The sequence below is a fragment of the Ureibacillus xyleni genome (assembly GCF_900217795.1).
In the GTDB taxonomy this organism is placed as follows: domain Bacteria; phylum Bacillota; class Bacilli; order Bacillales_A; family Planococcaceae; genus Ureibacillus; species Ureibacillus xyleni.
The window spans coordinates 25,469-43,982 of the sequence record NZ_OBMQ01000003.1 but is presented as its reverse complement, the minus strand read 5'-3'; the positions used below and the strand labels follow the sequence as shown (position 1 = coordinate 43,982).

At 35.0% G+C, this 18,514-nt stretch carries 13 protein-coding genes, 1 other RNA gene and 1 other annotated feature; of the genes, 12 read left to right on the top strand and 2 right to left on the bottom strand.

The annotated features are described in order from the left end of the window. The first annotated feature begins 111 nt into the window (after positions 1–111). Entirely contained in the window at positions 112–375 is a 264-nt protein-coding gene (yajC, locus tag CRO00_RS05780) for a preprotein translocase subunit YajC (protein WP_097072731.1), read from the top strand. 554 nt (positions 376–929) lie between these two features. Next, positions 930–1,580 (top strand): DUF421 domain-containing protein, encoded by a 651-nt coding sequence (locus CRO00_RS05775; RefSeq protein WP_097072730.1) that lies wholly within the window; start codon positions 930–932, stop codon positions 1,578–1,580. On the opposite strand, the gene CRO00_RS05770 is transcribed toward CRO00_RS05775, so the two are convergent. Beyond that, a complete protein-coding gene (locus tag CRO00_RS05770; RefSeq protein WP_097072729.1) occupies positions 1,551–3,068 on the bottom strand; it encodes a putative polysaccharide biosynthesis protein in 1,518 nt (505 codons plus the stop codon). The two genes, CRO00_RS05775 and CRO00_RS05770, sit on opposite strands and share 30 nt — an antisense overlap. A 91-nt stretch (positions 3,069–3,159) precedes the next feature. On the opposite strand from CRO00_RS05770, the gene CRO00_RS05765 reads away from it, so the two are divergent. From CRO00_RS05765 to dtd, 6 genes are all read left to right on the top strand, one after another. Then, a complete protein-coding gene (locus tag CRO00_RS05765; RefSeq protein WP_097072728.1) occupies positions 3,160–3,477 on the top strand; it encodes a post-transcriptional regulator in 318 nt (105 codons plus the stop codon). A 183-nt stretch (positions 3,478–3,660) separates the two neighbouring features. Beyond that, entirely contained in the window at positions 3,661–5,928 is a 2,268-nt protein-coding gene (gene secDF, locus CRO00_RS05760; RefSeq protein WP_097072727.1) for a protein translocase subunit SecDF, read from the top strand. 153 nt (positions 5,929–6,081) lie between these two features. Then, on the top strand, positions 6,082–8,415 hold the full coding sequence (gene recJ, locus CRO00_RS05755) for a single-stranded-DNA-specific exonuclease RecJ (RefSeq protein WP_097072726.1): 2,334 nt from the start codon (positions 6,082–6,084) through the stop codon (positions 8,413–8,415). Between the two features lie 16 nt (positions 8,416–8,431). Further along, a complete protein-coding gene (locus tag CRO00_RS05750; RefSeq protein WP_097072725.1) occupies positions 8,432–8,944 on the top strand; it encodes an adenine phosphoribosyltransferase in 513 nt (170 codons plus the stop codon). 198 nt (positions 8,945–9,142) lie between these two features. Further along, positions 9,143–11,341: a RelA/SpoT family protein gene (locus tag CRO00_RS05745; protein WP_097072724.1), complete on the top strand. Its 2,199-nt coding sequence runs from the start codon at positions 9,143–9,145 to the stop codon at positions 11,339–11,341. A gap of 17 nt (positions 11,342–11,358) precedes the next feature. Next, positions 11,359–11,805 carry a D-aminoacyl-tRNA deacylase gene (dtd, locus tag CRO00_RS05740; RefSeq protein ID WP_097072723.1) on the top strand — a complete coding sequence of 149 codons (447 nt, stop codon included), beginning with the start codon at positions 11,359–11,361 and terminating at the stop codon, positions 11,803–11,805. A gap of 45 nt (positions 11,806–11,850) precedes the next feature. Here the strand turns inward: dtd and CRO00_RS05735 are convergent, their stop codons facing one another. Then, positions 11,851–13,479 (bottom strand): N-acetylmuramoyl-L-alanine amidase family protein, encoded by a 1,629-nt coding sequence (locus tag CRO00_RS05735; protein WP_097072722.1) that lies wholly within the window; start codon positions 13,477–13,479, stop codon positions 11,851–11,853. A 197-nt stretch (positions 13,480–13,676) separates the two neighbouring features. Further along, positions 13,677–13,914, top strand: a binding site (T-box leader). A gap of 92 nt (positions 13,915–14,006) precedes the next feature. Here CRO00_RS05735 and hisS point away from each other — a divergent pair. The 4 genes from hisS to CRO00_RS05715 all read left to right on the top strand — a co-directional run bounded on the left by hisS (position 14,007) and on the right by CRO00_RS05715 (position 18,507). Next, a complete protein-coding gene (gene hisS, locus CRO00_RS05730) occupies positions 14,007–15,275 on the top strand; it encodes a histidine--tRNA ligase (RefSeq protein ID WP_097072721.1) in 1,269 nt (422 codons plus the stop codon). Positions 15,276–15,307: 32 nt separating this feature from the next. Beyond that, complete coding sequence (gene aspS, locus CRO00_RS05725; RefSeq protein ID WP_097072720.1) at positions 15,308–17,080, top strand: aspartate--tRNA ligase; 1,773 nt, start codon at positions 15,308–15,310, stop codon at positions 17,078–17,080. A 288-nt stretch (positions 17,081–17,368) separates the two neighbouring features. Continuing rightward, positions 17,369–17,561, top strand: a non-coding RNA gene (gene ssrS / locus CRO00_RS05720) — 6S RNA. Positions 17,562–17,745: 184 nt separating this feature from the next. Beyond that, complete coding sequence (locus tag CRO00_RS05715) at positions 17,746–18,507, top strand: tRNA threonylcarbamoyladenosine dehydratase (RefSeq protein ID WP_097072719.1); 762 nt, start codon at positions 17,746–17,748, stop codon at positions 18,505–18,507. The last annotated feature ends 7 nt before the right edge of the window (positions 18,508–18,514 follow it).

Genomic DNA, 18,514 nt, shown 5'->3' with positions numbered 1-18,514 from the left:
TCATTTATAAAAATTATTATTTCTTTCATAAAAATAGTATTTTGAAATCGCTTTTTATACTGATTTTATACTATACTTATCTAAGTGAGATTTAGAAAGGGGGATTTATACATGGGCGATACGCTAACAGGCTTACTACCAATCCTAATTATGTTCGTTGCGATGTGGTTTATTTTAATTCGACCTGCACAAAAAAGGCAAAAAGCCACTACTCAAATGCAAAGCAGTTTAAAACGAGGAGATCGTGTTGTAACAATTGGTGGTCTTCATGGTGAAGTTGAAGCGATTGAAGATACAACGGTTGTTATTATTGTAGATGGAAACACACGTTTAAAATTTGAGCGTCAAGCAATTGGCCGCGTTATTACTGAATAATAAAAAACCACTAATTTTCGGACAAGCTCCGTAATTAGTGGTTTTTTTTGATAATAAGGCATTATCAAAATTATAACTGATATTTTGCCTACAACTTGCACGACTCATCGGTAACGGAACCAATTAGTTGTAATGTGTTCAATTGTTGCTTAGTTGCACCATAAGCATGATTAGCATTTTTCGTTTGTTAGTTCTGCTGACTTAGTTATGGCAAAAAGTGGAAATTTAAAATAGTATATTGTTATTTCAAATAAAATTGATATGAATTATCTAATGGATTCAAAAAGATGGGTAGACTTAAGAATTAATTTTGTTATTTATTGAATATTTGAATGTGTATTTTTCTATTATTTTTAATATAAATTAATTATGATTTTCTAGGTTGCATAAATAGTAAATACAAATAAAAAATCTGCACTATCATTCAAAAAGAAAGAAGGCAGATTTTTTCTTATTCTAATTAAAAAATAACAAACAATCTCGAAAGCTTTTTTTTTTGAATAGTCCTTTTTTGTTGTGCCTAGAATGATGAAAGATAGGGAGGTTATATCAACATGGAAATTTATTGGGAACTTCTTTTACGTACCATTTTTCTATATATATTTATTTTAATCGTCTTCCGTTTAATGGGTAAACGGGAAGTGGGCGAACTTAGTATTATGGATTTAGTCGTTTTTGTATTAATTGCAGAATGTGTTGCCTTTGCAATTGAAGACGTTGATAAACCTGTTTTTCAAAATGTATTTCCCATTGTTATTCTTTTAGCGATTCAATATTTAAATTCTCTTATCACGTTGAAAAGTAAAAAAGTTCGCGATCTTATTGATGGAGACCCTTCTGTTATTGTGCATAATGGCGTTATTAATCAAGAAGAGATGAGAAAACAAAGATACAATCTCGATGACTTATTCCAACAAATGCGTGAAGAGAGAATTCCATCTGTACAACAAATTGCTTATGCTTTTCTTGAACCTTCAGGGAAATTATCAATTTTTTTAAAAAGTGATGATCCACTCATTTTTCCACTAATAGTTGATGGTTACATCGTTGAAAATCATTTAAATTATATACAGCAGGATAAAGATTGGCTCTTACAACAATTAGCTGAAAAGGGATATAACGATATCGAACAAATTTTTTATTGCTGTTACGAAAATAACGAACTACACGTGCAATTACGATCGTCTGGAAATAATGGACTTTAAATAGCTGAAGTCGCGCCATTTAAGTTGATTAGTTAATAAAAGCATGATAGTTAATAAAATTAATGTAATTGCACTATTTGTCCAAAAATCAAAGGAAAAATAAGGCTTTGCAAAGGTTTGTACAACGCAAATTAATATAAAGATCCCATACGGAATAGCAAAAAACCTAAATCCAGCTGCAATCATTTTATGTTGGCGTAGAGTAGCGATGTGTAAAAATGAAGTAATTAGTACGCCAAATCCAATTGCAATAATTGCCCCAAATTCTTGGATAAAAGTTTGGGAGGCTAGTACAAACATAACAAACAATTTTCCAAGTCCCCCGTAAATTGAGTTCATCATAGCAGGTCGAGCCTCATCCACTGCTTGTAAAATGGAATGTAGCGGACTTTGGATATAATAAAAATAAAAAATGGGAGCTAATATTCTCATAAATCCACGATTCTCTTCCAAATGGAATAGTCTCATTGCAAGCTCATCCCCGTGTAAAAAGAAGAAGGTAGCAGCATAACAACCGACAATTGATGACAAACGTAATGAAACACCAATGCGTTCATTTAATAATTGATGATTGCTTCTTGCAACAGCATCACTAACAGCTGGTATTAATACAATCGCTAGAGCATTCGGAATAAATGAAGGGAATAATAACAACGGAATATGTACACCTGAAATGATTCCGTATAAAGTTGTCGCTCCAGCTGCTGTTAACCCCGAAACAGTTAAAGCTTTTAAAAATACAATTGGTTCTAAAAACCAAGTGAAAGTACCAAACAATCGAGACCCTGCTGAAGGAACGGCAATACGCATCATTGGCATGGCAGGATAAGGTTTTACTTTTTCCGATTGTTTCGGTCTTTTTTTCTTGATTGAATAATGGATATATAAATAGATAAAAGAGATTAATTCCCCGGCAGCTGTAATGGCCATTGCATACGCTGCAGTTAGAGCAGGGTTTTCAGGCGTTGCAAATAATGGTAATAAAATCGTAATTAATCCGATGCGTACTAATTGTTCTAACATTTGAGACCATGCAGTGGCAGAAATAATGGCAATCCCTTGTAGGTAACCTCTAATCAATCCCGAGAAAACAACGATTGGAACAGCACCTAATGCGATATATAACGTTAATTTAGTTGCTTCGTTATGTAACAGTGTACCTGCTAAAAATGGAATAAAGAAGTAAAGTACTGGTGCGAATAAAATAATTGAAACAATCGACCATCTCGTTGCTGTTTGCATGACGGATTTTAATTGGCCATCTCGCCTTTTCGCATGAAGCTCGGCCACAATTTTGGCTAGTGCAATAGGAATGCCTAGTTGTAAGAGGGAAATAAAAAAAACAAAAGCTGGATAGGAGGTCATGTAAATCCCTACAGCTTCTTCTCCTGCAACACGCATGAATTGCATCCTATATATAAAGCCAAAAAGCTTCGATAAGAAGATGACAAACGTTAGAAAAATTGTACCTTTAACGAACGATCCCATTCATTCAATCCCTTCTCATTTCAAGAAATATCAGCTACAATAACTGTATGCAAAGGGGACGAGAGTTAAAACTACTGGTGGGGTGAATGTTATGATTCAATACGAAGAGCTTTACAAAAAAGTGTTACCAGTATTAGAAAGTAAGTTAGAAGAAATCAAATATTACGAGTATGATAGCATTACAAAAGAAGATATTTGGAACTTTTGTATTAAAAAAAAATGGCGGAAACAAATAATTGAAGAGATTCATTTACATGAAATCGTTGCAACGATTTTTACAATAAAAGCGTCAGATATTGTGAGTCATTTTCAAATTCAGCAATTTCAAGCTGTCGATTGGTTTAGTGAAATTAATAATGATGAATTGAAGGATTTACTCAATCCAAAGGCTTCGGAAACTGAGAAATAATTCCATGCGGATTCAGTTTGACAGGTTTGCTTTCGTAACTCATAATTAGTGTGTTACATAAATAATCGATTTGGTTCCAACACCAAATCAAATTGGGTTTTATCATATTTTTGGCGCAAATCGCTTTATGCGTGTTTGTGTATACATGGGGTATGTATACACACATTGAGGAGGATTTTTAAGATGAAATTAAAGAGCCGGATTTTTACTTTTGTCCTCGTTGCTGTCGTCTTATTTGCGGCAATGGGTACAACGGTACAGGGAGTTTTAAAAGACGTAAAACTCGGGCTTGATTTGCAAGGTGGATTTGAGGTTTTATATGAAGTTTCACCTCTAAAAGATGGTCAAAAAATAACTCAGGATGTCATGACGGATACGACAACGGCCCTTTCCAATCGTATCAACCAGTTTGGTGTAAGCGAACCAAGTATTCAGGTTGAAGGTGAAGATCGAATCCGTGTTCAACTTGCAGGGATTGACGATCAATCATCTGCTAGGGAATTGCTATCTAGTACGGCAAATTTAACGTTCCGTGATGTTAACGACAAAGTGTTATTAGATGGTACAGATTTAAAAGAAGGTGGAGCAAAAGCTTCCTTTGACCAACAAAACCGTCCAATCGTAACGTTAACATTGAAAGATGCTTCTAAATTTGCAGATGTTACGAGCAAAGTATCACAAATGCCAGCTGGACAAAACTTTCTAGTAGTTTGGCTTGATTTCCAAGAAGGCGTCGATTCGTATGCAGCTGAATCACAAAAACCAGATCCAAAATTTATTTCTGCTGCATCTGTTAACCAAGTTTTAAATACAACAGATGTAATGATTAGCGGTAACTTTACCGTTCAAGAAACAAAAGACTTTGCAAGTGTTTTAAATGCAGGTGCCTTACCTGTTAAGCTAACAGAAATTTATTCAACTTCTGTAGGTGCTCAATTTGGTGAACAAGCATTAAAAAGTACTGTATTTGCAAGTGTAATTGGTGTTCTTGTTATTTTCTTATTCATGGTATTGTATTATCGTTTGCCAGGTTTTATTTCGATTATTACATTATCGGTATTTACTTACTTAGTATTATTAATATTTAACGGCATTAATGCTGTGTTAACATTACCAGGTATTGCAGCTCTTGTTCTTGGTATTGGTATGGCAGTGGATGCAAACATTTTAACTGCTGAGCGTATTAGAGAAGAATTGCGAGTAGGGAAAACTGTAAAAGAGGCATTCCATCTTGGTTCGAAACAATCGTTATCGGCAATTGTTGATGCGCAACTAACTACATTACTTGCTGCAGCCGTTCTATTCTTCTTTGGAACAAGCTCAGTTAAAGGGTTTGCAACAACATTAATGATTTCAATTGTACTAAGTTTCGTAACTGCTGTATGGTTATCACGTATACTAATGAGTCTACTTGTAAAAAGTGGTTACTTTGATAATCCATTCCTTTATGGAGTTCGTAAGTCTAAAATTCACGATGCTTCTGAAGGCTTAGAATCATTAGATTTATCAACGAATTTCGATCGATTCGATTTCGTTCATAACCGTAAGAAATTTTACTCGTTCTCAATTATTATTCTACTAGTTGGGGCAATTATCCTTGGAGTGTTTAAATTAAACTTAGGTATTGACTTCTCTAGTGGTACTCGTGTAGAAATTTTAGCAGATGAAAAAATTACTCAAGATGAGATAACAGATTATATAGATAAAATAGGCTTCCCTTCAGAAAATGTAGTCATTTCTGGCGAGGAACAAAACAATGCAAGTATTCGATATAAAAAAGATTTGAGTCAAAAAGAAATATTAGATTTAAAAGCTGCTGTACTTAAAGACTACGGTCACGAACCTAGTGTTAGCACTGTTTCACCAACTGTAGGTCAAGAATTAGTGAAAAATGCAATAAAAGCTCTTGCAATTGCCGCTTTAGGCATTATTATTTACGTTGCCTTCCGATTCGAATGGCGAATGGGTGTTGGGGCAATTATCTCATTAATACATGACGTATTCTTCATGGTAGCGATATTCAGTCTTTTCCGTTTAGAAGTAGATATTACTTTTATTGCGGCCATTTTAACGATTGTAGGTTACTCAATCAATGATACAATTGTTACCTTTGACCGTATTCGTGAAAATATTGATCGAAAAGGTAAAATCACCTCTAAGGAAGAACTTGCTGATATCGTAAATAAATCCCTTCGTCAAACGATGGGACGTTCAATTAATACCGTTTTAACAGTTATCATCGTAGTAGTTGCATTATTAATTTTCGGTGCTCCTGCGATTCGTAACTTCTCGATTGCATTACTGATTGGTTTAGTTACTGGGATGTATTCATCAATCTGTATTGCGGCTCAAGTCTGGTTCACTTTAAAATCTCGTGAAATGGGTAAAAAAGGTGCCGTTGTTGAGAAAAAAGAAAAACAACAATGGGGTTCAGACGAGCCAGTTGTGTAAACATCGTGTAAAAGAGACAAAGTGTTTTAGTGCACTTTGTCTTTTTTTAGTGTCAATTCTATTTGCGAAAAAGATTTCTAATATTTTAAATGATTTATAAGTTAGTAGAGACCGATATTTTTTTGTATAATTAGTCATTGAGGAAGTGACAAAATGATCGAATCAAAAAAACAGTGGATTGTTCATCAACCACAAGAAGCGACAGTTACACAACTACAAAATGAATTAAATATATCTTCCATAGCGGCAAAGATTTTAATATCAAGAGGTTACGAAACTCCATCTAAAGCAAAATCCATACTTCATATCGATGAAAACCAGTTACATGACCCTTATTTATTACACGGAATGGCAGAAGCAGTAGAACGCATTGAAAAAGCATTAAATAATGGTGAAAAAATATTAGTTTACGGCGATTATGATGCAGATGGAATTACAAGTACAACAATCATGATGAATGTGCTTCGTGATTTAGGTGCAGATGTAGATTTTTGTATACCAAATCGTTTTACGCACGGTTATGGTCCTAATGAAGAGCTTTTTCGAAAAGCCCATGAAGATGGTGTGCAATTAATCATTACAGTGGATAATGGTATTAGTGGTATTGAACCAATTCGTATTGCAAAAGAACTTGGAATGGATGTCATTGTAACAGACCACCATGAAGCAGGAGATATATTACCTGATGCAGATGTCATTATTCATCCACGCGTTCCAGATAAGCATTATCCTTTTGGGGAATTAGCAGGGGTAGGGGTTGCCTTTAAATTAGCCCATGCATTATATGGTGAAGTACCTGAACATTTATATGAGTTTGCAGCTATAGGGACGATAGCCGATCTCGTACCGCTTGTAGGTGAAAATCGTTATATCGTTCAACAGGGGATTAAACAATTGAAAATCTCTCCTAATCCTTGGGTAAAAACATTATGTAGCATAACAAGTGTAAAGCAAAATGAGATCAATGAAGAAGTCATCGGTTTTTATTTTGGTCCACGATTAAATGCAATTGGACGATTGGGAACGGCTGCCCCGGGAGTTACCTTTTTAATGAGCGAAAGTGAATTAGAAGCAACAGAAGGTGCCAAACTCTTAAATACAAAAAATACTGAACGAAAAGAAATCGTCAATGAAATTACAGAACAAGCAATTGAAATGATTGAAAATAATGAGGATATCTCTAATTCTCTTGTAATCGTTGTTGCAAAAGAAGGTTGGAATCCAGGTGTCATAGGAATCGTGGCTTCAAGACTTGTAGAAAAATATTATAAACCTACGATCGTGTTATCACTCGATTTCGATAAAGGGACAGCAAAGGGTTCTGGTCGTAGTATTGAAGGATTTCATTTGTATAATGAACTTGCGAAAAATCGAGAATTACTACCACACTTTGGCGGACATCCAATGGCAGCTGGTATGACATTTCCATTAGAATATGTTGATGAAATACGTAGACGACTTCATAAACAAGCTGTAGAATGCCTTACAGAAGAAATGCTTGTACCAAAACTGTTAATTGATGTTCCGGTAGAAATAGATGAAATAACAGTTGAATCGATTGAAGAAATCAAAAAACTCGGACCGTTTGGAACAGGGTTTGCTAAGCCAATTTTTGCCTTACAAGATGTTCAAGTACGTTCCATGCGTAAAATTGGTGCAGGCGAAAACCATTTGAAAATGGAATTAGAAGACAAATTTGGTACAATCGATGCCATTGGGTTTAATAAAGGCTATTTACACGAAGAAATTTCATATGGGGTAAATTTATCGATTGTAGGAGATTTACAAATTAATGAATGGCAAGGGAAGAAAAAGCCACAATTTATGATAGAAGATGTTCAAACAAATGATTGGCAATTATACGATTATCGCGGAAAAAGCCAAATTTCAAAATGGATTCATTCTATTCCATTAGACAAATGTTCAGTAGTAGCGTTCCATGAAAAGACAATTGAATTGTATAAACCAATTATAAATTCCTCTATCAATTTAGTGAAAAATGGGGATACTGAAGAAATTAATTCTCAATACATTGCTATCCTTGATTTACCTGATACTTTAGAACAGTTAGAAAAAATTTTATACCATGTGCAGCCACAGCGTGTGTATGCAATATTCCATGCACAGGATTCTAAGTTTTTTAATGGTATGCCAACGAGAGAACATTTTGCATGGTATTATTCATTCTTAAAAAAACGACCAGCATTTAACTTACGACAACATATCGATCAACTTTCGAAACATATTGGACTAAATCCAGAAGTAATAATATTCATGACAAACGTGTTTTTTGAGTTAGGATTTGTTAAAATAGATAATGGTCTGACAACTGTAGATAATAGTGCACCAAAACGGGCATTAACTGAAGCGCAGTGCTATAAAAAAAGAGAGCAACAAATTGAAATTGAACAAACCCTTTTATATGCACCATACTTAGAATTAAAACAATGGTTTAACGATCGAATGAAGGAATATAATTATTCCTAAGGAGGACAAATAGATAATGGATTTAAAACAATATGTCACAACAGTAGAAAACTGGCCGAAAGAAGGTATTAGCTTCAAAGATATTACAACAATTATGGATAACGGCCCAGCTTTCAAATATGCAGCAGACGAAATCGTAAAATTTGCGAAAGAAGTAGGAGCAGATATTATTGTAGGTCCTGAAGCACGTGGGTTTATCATAGGTTGCCCTGTTGCTTATGCGTTAGAAATTGGTTTTGTACCTGTTCGTAAAGAAGGAAAACTACCTCGTGAAGTTGTGAAAGTAGAATATGGACTAGAGTACGGAACAGATGTATTAACAATGCACCAAGATGCAATTAAACCAGGTCAAAAAGCGTTAATTGTTGATGATTTATTAGCAACAGGTGGTACAGTTGATGCGACAATTCAGCTTATTGAAAAATTAGGCGGTGTTGTTGCAGGGTGTGCATTTATTATTGAGCTTAAAGATTTACAAGGTCGAGATAAAATTGGCGACTACCCTGTAAAAACGTTAATTGAATATTAATTACAGCAACCTCTTTCATGATTTTTATCACTTTGAAAGAGGTTTTTCATAAACTAAAGAGAAAAAAGTTCGAAAATTGTTCTAATTTGTCGAAATCGCAAAATGATTTTATGACTTATCTTTACTTTTTATACATACTTTTTATACAATTAAATTTATATATCAATTTTGAAAAATTTTTAACAAGGTGGACAACTAATGGCGAAAGAGCAAATTTTGACGCCCGAAGATGTATTCGCGCAGGTCAAAACTTATATGAATGATGAACATGTCGCCTTCGTAAAAAAGGCATACGAAGTTGCGAATGAAGCACATAAAGAACAGCTCCGTAGTTCTGGTGAACCGTATATTATCCATCCAATCCAAGTAGCGGGGATTTTAGCAGAACTACAAATGGATCCTGAAACTGTATCAGCAGGATTTCTTCACGATGTTGTAGAGGATACAATCGTAACTCGTGAGGACTTAGTACGTGAATTTAGTGAAGAAGTTGCAATGTTAGTTGATGGGGTTACAAAGCTAGGAAAAATTAAATATTTATCGAAAAAAGAACAACAGGCTGAGAATCACCGAAAAATGTTCGTTGCAATGGCGCAAGATATTCGAGTTATCTTAATTAAACTTGCAGACCGCCTTCACAATATGCGTACATTAAAACATTTATCTGCTGAGAAACAGCGCCGGATTTCAAATGAAACTTTAGAAATCTTTGCACCGCTCGCCCATCGCCTTGGTATCTCTAAAGTTAAATGGGAGCTTGAAGATACAGCACTACGATATTTAAATCCACAACAATACTATCGAATCGTCAGCCTTATGAAACGTAAGAGAGTTGAGCGAGAAGCTTATTTGGATAATGTAATGGATGAAATAAAATCTCAATTAAAAGATGTAGAAATCGATGCTGAAATATATGGTCGACCAAAACATATTTATAGCATTTATCGAAAAATGGTTTTACAAAATAAACAATTTAATGAAATTTATGACTTGCTTGCTGTCCGCATTTTAGTAGATAGCATTAAAGATTGTTATGCTGTATTAGGAATTGTCCATACTCTTTGGAAGCCAATGCCCGGTCGCTTTAAAGACTACATTGCTATGCCAAAACAAAATTTATATCAATCCCTACATACAACAGTGATTGGACCATATGGCGATCCGTTAGAAGTTCAAATCCGTACAAAAGATATGCACCAAATAGCTGAGTACGGGATTGCTGCTCACTGGGCATATAAAGAAGGAAAAAATATAAATAATAACAAGGAAAGCATTGACCAAAAATTAACTTGGTTCCGTGAAATTTTAGAATTCCAAAATGAATCGTCTAACGCGGAAGAATTTATGGAATCATTAAAATTCGATTTATTTTCGGATATGGTTTATGTCTTCACGCCTAAAGGGGAAGTGATTGAACTTCCAGCGGGTTCTGTCCCAATCGATTTTGCCTACAGAGTACACTCAGAGGTTGGAAATCGAACAATTGGTGCAAAGGTAAATGGAAAAATGGTACCCCTTGATACGCCTTTAAAAACGGGGGATATAATTGAAATTTTAACTTCAAAACAATCTTTCGGGCCAAGTCGTGATTGGTTAAAGTTAGCCCAAAGTTCCCAAGCCAAAAATAAAATTAAACAATTTTTCAAAAAGCATTTACGTGAAGAACATATAGTTAAAGGGAAAGAACTTGTAGAGAAAGAAATAAAAGCACAAGACTATGATTTAAAGGAAGTTCTATCGTCTGAAAACATTAAGCGTGTTTTAGATAAATTAAATTATACAAATGAAGATGATTTATATGCAGCTGTTGGTGTTGGGGGAATTACTCCTTTACAAATTGTTAATCGTTTGGCTGAGAAAAAACGTCGTGAGCGTGAACAAGAAGAAGCTCTTGAAAAAATCGTAAAAGAAATGCAAAATGCCTCTTCTAAAAGACGTAGAACAGAGTCTGGGGTTATTGTAAAAGGAATTGAAAATCTCTTAATTCGCTTATCTCGTTGTTGTACCCCAGTACCGGGTGATGAAATTGTTGGTTTCATTACAAAAGGTCGTGGTGTTTCAGTACACCGTGCCGATTGTCCGAATATACAAGAGGGAGACCATGCAGATCGCCTTATTGAAGTAGAATGGGAACATAGTGAAGCACCAAGTCGAAAAGAATACCCTGTGGATATAGAGGTATCTGCTTTTGATCGCCCAGGTATTTTGAATGATGTGATGCATGCAGTAACAGAAGCAAAAACGAATATCCTTGCTGTAACTGGTAGAGCAGATCACGATAAAATTGCAACAATTCACTTAACAATAAGTATTTCAAACATTACAGGATTGCATAAAGTTGTTGAACGGATAAAACAATTGCCAGATATTTATTCTGTTCAACGTGTTATCAATTAGATTTAGAGGTAATAAACATGAGAGTCGTTATCCAACGTAGTAAAAAAGCATCAGTAACAGTTGAAGAAAAAGTTGCTGGTGCCATTGAATATGGTTACGTTTTACTTGTAGGTTTAACTCATACTGACACATTAGAAGATGTAAAGTATGTTGCAAAAAAAGTTGCGGAAATCCGTCTTTTTGAAGATGAAGAAGGCAAAATGAATAAATCGATTTTAGAACACGGGGGAGACATACTCTCGGTGTCGCAATTTACGCTTTATGGGGATACTCGTAAAGGAAGAAGACCGAGTTTTATCGAAGCAGCACGTCCTGAAGTGGCATATCCTTTATGGGATTCCTTTAATGAAGAGCTTAGAAAGTTAGGGTTAAAGGTAGAAACGGGTATCTTTGGTGCAATGATGGATGTGGCGCTCGTCAATGATGGTCCTGTTACGGTTATTGTAGAATCAAAAAGTAAATAAAAGGAGGCTGACTCGATAAAAACAATCGAAGTCAGCCTGTTTTTCTTATTCTAATTGACTATCAAAGTAGTTTAAGATACCTTGGTAAATACCTAATGTTGCCTGTTCACGATAAACATCTGTCGTCACGATTCTTTCTTCATTTGGATTACTTAAATAGCCTAATTCTATTAAAATCGCATTTTGTTTGTTTTCTCGTAAAACTAAATAATTGCCAGGTTGTACACCACGATCTCGCAAGCTTACTTTTTCGGCAAGACCTTCATGGACGTATTGAGCTAAGTTTTGTTGATAATCATTAATATAATAAGTTGTAAATCCAGATATTGAACTATCTTCTGTTGCATCATAATGAATACTAATAAAGGCATCAGCGGCATATTGATGTGATATCGATACGCGTTTACGTAAATCCACGTAAATATCAGATTCACGAGTTAGAATCACTTCTGCACCACTAGCTCTTAGTTTAGATGTTAATAATTCTGCAGTTTTAATATTAATATCTTTTTCTTCAGTGCCTCGAACACCTGTAGTTCCCATATCATTACCACCATGTCCCGGGTCGATAACGATTGTGACTCCTTTTAATGTTCCTTCTTTACGTTCTTCTTTTTTACTTTTTTCTGATTCTTTTTCAATCTTAGCATTTTCTTCATTCAAAGAAACAACCCAATTTGCAACAAATGCAGTCGTATCCCGGTTAATTTCTACTTCAAACCAATCGCCGTCTGCCCCTACTATTTTGTACTTTTCCCCAGCATTAGCATGGACAACTACATTCGACGACGTTGATGGTGCTTCTCGAAGGTTTGTCCCATTATATATAACTGTCACAAAATTAATAGAAGCGGGATTTTCACTTTGTTCTTTCTCATTTGTGATAGTTTCGGTTTGATTTACATTAAATGTTCCATAAAAACTATAAACCCACCCTTTTTTATTACCAATTTTGATTTTTACCCAATTGTTATCCCGCTCCAACACTTCATATTGTTCGCCTTTTTTTCCAATACCTATTTTTTTTGAGGATAGATTAGGTTTTTTTCGAATATTCACTGCATCAACTGTAATTGTAAAAGCGTTAGGATCAATTTCAACCTGCGCCTCTGAAGGTGATTTTTCCATTTCAACATTTTTAGGCTCTTGTTCTTCTAAATCGTCATTGTTTTTAATAGACACATATTGTGTAGCCACCCAGCCAGTTGTTCCGTTGAAAACGACTTGAAACCAGTTATCTTGTTGTTGAATTACTGTCGCCTCATTGCCCATGTTTAATTGATTAATAACAGGTGATGTTATACTTGGTTCTGCCCGTAAATTCAAATGGTCTACTTGAGAAATGATTGTTTTATTCGTAGATGCTGATTCATCTTCTTTATCCATTGAAGAGGTAAGCCAAGATGCGACCCACCCTTCATAATCTTGAAATTTCACATGATACCAATCACTTTGTTTTTCGATAAACTGTAATTTCTGACCTTCTGTTAATGTAGTCAAAATCGGATAAGATAGTCCTGGTCCTTCTCTTAAATATAATTTTTCTGCTGAAACGATTAAATCCGCTTTTGCATCATTATTTGCATATACTAGATTGGAGTGAAGAGAATAATAGGAAAGTGAAGTAAATGAAAGTGTAATCGTTAGAATAAAGGGTAATATTTTCTTTTTCATATTTTACCTACCTTTATTGTACTGGTTAAATAATGTGAGTTTAACATATACTTCTTATTGTAAAATCAATTATGAGCTAAAACCACCCTTAATTTGCACTATTGTATCTAGGTATTATGAATTAGAAGGGGAAGCTAGCCAAAAGTAGTTGACAACAATGATTTACTTGACTAATATAAGTTTAATGTGAAAAATTTTAATTACCAATGATCAAGAAAGTAGCAATTACCAATGCTGACAAGAGAGGGAAAGACTTGGCTGAAATCTTTCCTACAGTAAGTAGATGTGAACAACACTTGGGAGGTTTTTTCTCGAAAAGTACCATACTTAGTAGGGAAAAACGGAAACGGCCGTTATCCGTAATGAAGAGGGTGTACGTCTTTTGTACATCAACTAGGGTGGAACCGCGGAAGAATTCAAGCTTTCGTCCCTTGCATAATGCATGGGATGAAAGCTTTTTTATTTTGACATTTTGTTTTCTATCTGCATTCTAATATGACAATTGTATAGAAGGGAGTAATCATAATATGGCTTTTAAAGTACCTAGAGGAACGCAAGATATATTGCCTGAACAAACACCAAAATGGCAAAAAGTTGAATCGGTTCTACGTGAATTAAGTCGGGTATACCGTTATAAAGAAATTCGTACACCAATTTTTGAACAAACGGAACTATTCCAACGTGGAGTTGGCGATACAACGGATATTGTTCAAAAAGAGATGTATACGTTTGATGATCGTGGAGGGCGTTCACTTACACTTAGACCAGAAGGAACAGCTGCTGCAGTACGCGCTTATGTTGAACATAAAATGTTTGGATATCCAGACCAACCAGTAAAACTATCTTATATGGGCCCTATGTTCCGTTACGAACGCCAACAAGCAGGTCGCTATCGTCAATTCGTTCAGTACGGTGTTGAAGCCATTGGAAGTGCGGATCCTGCCATTGATGCAGAAGTCATTTCGTTGGCAATGGATATTTATCAAACAGTTGGATTAAAAGATTTAAAATTAGTGCTTAATTCATTAGGCGATAAAGAAACGAGAGATGCGCATCGCACGGCTCTAATCAAACACTTTGAACCGAGTATTGGAGAATTCTGTTCAGATTGTCAAAATCGTTTAGAAAAAAATCCTTTACGTATTTTAGATTGTAAAAAAGACCACGAACATCCATTAATGAGTACAGCACCTGCACTAACAGACTATTTAACTGAATCTTCAGCACAATATTTCAATCAGGTGAAAAATTATTTAGACGTATTAGGGATTCAATATGAAGTGGATCCAAACTTAGTACGTGGATTAGATTATTACAATCATACAGCCTTTGAAATTATGAGCACAGCGCAGGGATTCGGTGCAATTACAACGCTATGTGGTGGCGGTCGCTACAATGGCCTAGTAGAAGATATTGGCGGACCAGATGTACCAGGAATCGGATTTGCAATGTCGATTGAACGACTTCTGTTAGCACTGGAAGCTGAAGGTGTTGAACTTGAAGTTGGAGATGCACTAGATATTTATGTCGTAGCAATTGGCGAAGAAGCAAAATTAAAATCAGCTGAATTAATTAGTTCATTCCGAACAAAAGGAATCGCCGCTGACATGGATTACGTTGATCGTAAAATGAAAGCGCAAATGAAGTCTGCTGATCGATTAGGCGCGAAATTTGTCATCGTCATTGGTGAATCTGAACTTGAAGAAAACGCAGTAAACGTAAAAGAAATGGAATCGGGTAACCAGGAAAAGATAGAATTCCATAATTTAGTGAACTATTTACTAGAACATAAATAAATTTTTGTCGTAAAAATTGGAGGAAATGAAAAATGGCTCAAAGAACGCATGCTTGCGGTGAAATTTCAGAACAACATCAGGAGCAACAAGTTGTCTTAAAAGGATGGGTACAAAGACGTCGTGACTTAGGTGGATTAATTTTCGTCGATGTTCGTGATCGTACTGGTATCGTTCAGGTTGTATTTGGCGATGAAGCAAAAGATGCTTTAGCAATTGCGGATAAAATCCGAAATGAATACGTTATTGAAGTAGAAGGGAAAGTCGTACTTCGTGATGAAAGCCAAGTAAACCCAAACCTAAAAACAGGTAAAATTGAAGTTGTGGCTTCATCCATTACAATCATTAACGAAGCAAAAAACCCTCCATTTGCAATTGATGACAAAGTGGAAATTGGGGAAGATCTCCGTTTAAAATATCGTTATCTAGATTTACGTCGACCTGTAATGTACAACACGTTTAAATTGCGTTCAGACATTACGCGTTCTATCCGAAACTTCTTACAAACTGAAGGGTTCTTAGAAGTGGAAACACCAATTTTAACAAAATCAACTCCAGAAGGCGCTCGTGACTATTTAGTGCCATCTCGTGTACATGATGGTGAATTTTATGCATTACCACAATCACCTCAATTATTTAAACAATTATTAATGGTATCTGGATTTGAAAAGTACTTCCAAATTGCACGTTGTTTCCGTGATGAAGATTTACGTGCAGATCGTCAACCAGAATTTACACAAGTGGATATTGAAACTTCATTTATGTCGATGGACGAAATTATTGAGATGAACGAACGCTTAATTCAAACTGTAATGCGTGAAGCAAAAGGGGTAGAAGTTCAACTTCCATTCCCACGTATGCCTTATAAAGAAGCGATGGATCGTTACGGTTCAGATAAACCGGATGTACGTTTCGGACTTGAACTTGTACAACTTTCTGAAATTGTAAAAGATTCTTCATTTAAAGTATTCGCTTCAACTGTAGAAAACGGTGGAGAAGTCAAAGCAATTAACGTAAAAGGAAATGCAGACAAATATTCTCGTAAAGATATTGATGCATTAACTGAATTTGTTGCAATTTATGGAGCAAAAGGTTTGGCGTGGTTAAAAGTAACAGAAGAAGGATTAAATGGTCCTATCGCGAAGTTCTTTGAAGGTGAAATTGCGGAAAACTTAATGAATGCAACAAATGCAGAAGCGGGAGATCTACTTTTATTTGTAGCGGATCAACCATCTGTAGTAGCAGCTTCATTAGGTGCATTACGTAATAAATTAGGGAAAGAGTTAAACTTAATCGACGAATCTAAATATGCTTTCCTTTGGGTTACGGATTGGCCATTACTTGAGTATGATGAAGAAGCTGGTCGCTACACAGCAGCTCACCATCCATTTACACGTCCATTTGATGAAGATATTGAAAAAATGGATACAGATCCTGCAAGTGTACGTGCACAAGCTTACGATATCGTATTAAATGGTTATGAGCTTGGTGGTGGTTCTTTACGTATTTTTGAACGTGACCTACAAGAGAAAATGTTTAAGCTTCTTGGTTTCACTCAAGAAGAAGCACAAGAACAATTTGGCTTCTTACTTGAAGCATTTGAATATGGTGTTCCGCCACATGGAGGACTCGCATTTGGTCTAGATCGTTTCGTTATGTTACTTGCTGGACGTACGAATTTACGTGATACAATTGCATTCCCTAAAACGGCAACGGCAAGCTGTCTATTAACTTCAGCACCAAGTGAAGTATCTGATGCACAATTACAAGAATTAAATTTAACTGTAAATAAGAAAAAAGAAGATTAATTACTAAATTTAGGGCTGTTCCAATAATATGGAATGGCCTTTTTTGTTTGCGAAACTTAGGAAAAAGAACATAAAGTAAAAAATATATTATCGAATCTTTTACTCTATTACGTAGAAAACGGTATAATAAAAAACTATCTTCTTTTGTATAATTATTGTTAAACTAAAGTTATAAAATATTAATTTAATAGAATAATTATCAAATTAAGGTATAATATAAAAAATTTTTAATATTTTTTCTTATTTGTATTGAAAATTCAGATAATTGATGATAAGATAATAACAACACGAATCCTGAATTACACGTAATGACTCTAAACATTACAGTTTTGACCGAACAACAATCGAATGGGAGTTCGAATTTTAACTTGGCAAACAAGCCCTTCAACGCACAAGGGAAGTTTAAAAAGTTATTGAGAGCACCCACCTGCAAGGGTAGTGGGTTCAAAACAACAAGAGTTACGGTACAATCGGGATTCGTAATATGCAAAACTCTTCTGTAAAATCGCAGGAGAGTTTTATTTTTTCGGTAACGATATCATCTATTTGAACCTTTTGCACATTCTAATTGTGTCATGTTTGGGTCGTCTTATAAGTAAATTTACTTCATTATTTTGATATGTTATAATTCCGATTAGTAAAATATAGATTGAGAGGCATAAAACATGTTACATCAGTTTTCTAGAAACGAACTCGCAATTGGTAAAGAAGGTTTAGAAAAGCTAAAAAATACAACAGTTGCTATTCTAGGTGTGGGTGGAGTTGGCTCTTTTGCTGCAGAAGCCTGTGCTAGAAGTGGTGTTGGTCGGATCATTTTAGTTGATAAAGATAATGTAGATATTACAAATGTTAACCGTCAATTAGTTGCTTATTTATCGACAGTAGGAAAATCAAAATCTGCAGTAATGAAAGAACGAATTGCGGATATAAATCGTGATTGTGAAGTAATTGATATGCATATGTTCTATACGGAAGAAACATATGAGAAATTTTTTGAATTAGGTATCGATTATGTAATCGACGCTTCGGATACAGTCATGTATAAAATTCATCTAATGAAAGAATGTTTAAAACGAAATATCCCAATTATTTCAAGTATGGGAGCTGCAAACAAAATGGATCCAACAAAGTTCCAAATTGCAGATATTTCTAAAACACATACAGACCCACTTGCAAAAGTAATCCGTACGAAACTACGTAAAGAAGGAATACGAAAAGGAGTCACAGTTGTGTTCTCAGATGAGTCGCCAATTATTGCTCGACCAGAAGTTGTTGAACAAGTAGGAAACCCTGATGCTCAAATTCGTAAAGCAAAAATGCCACCTTCTTCAAATGCATTTTGTCCTTCTGTTGCCGGATTAATAGCAGCTAGTTGGGTGATTAATGAAATTTTAAAAGATATAAAAATAACAAGAGTAAATCAATAAATGGTAA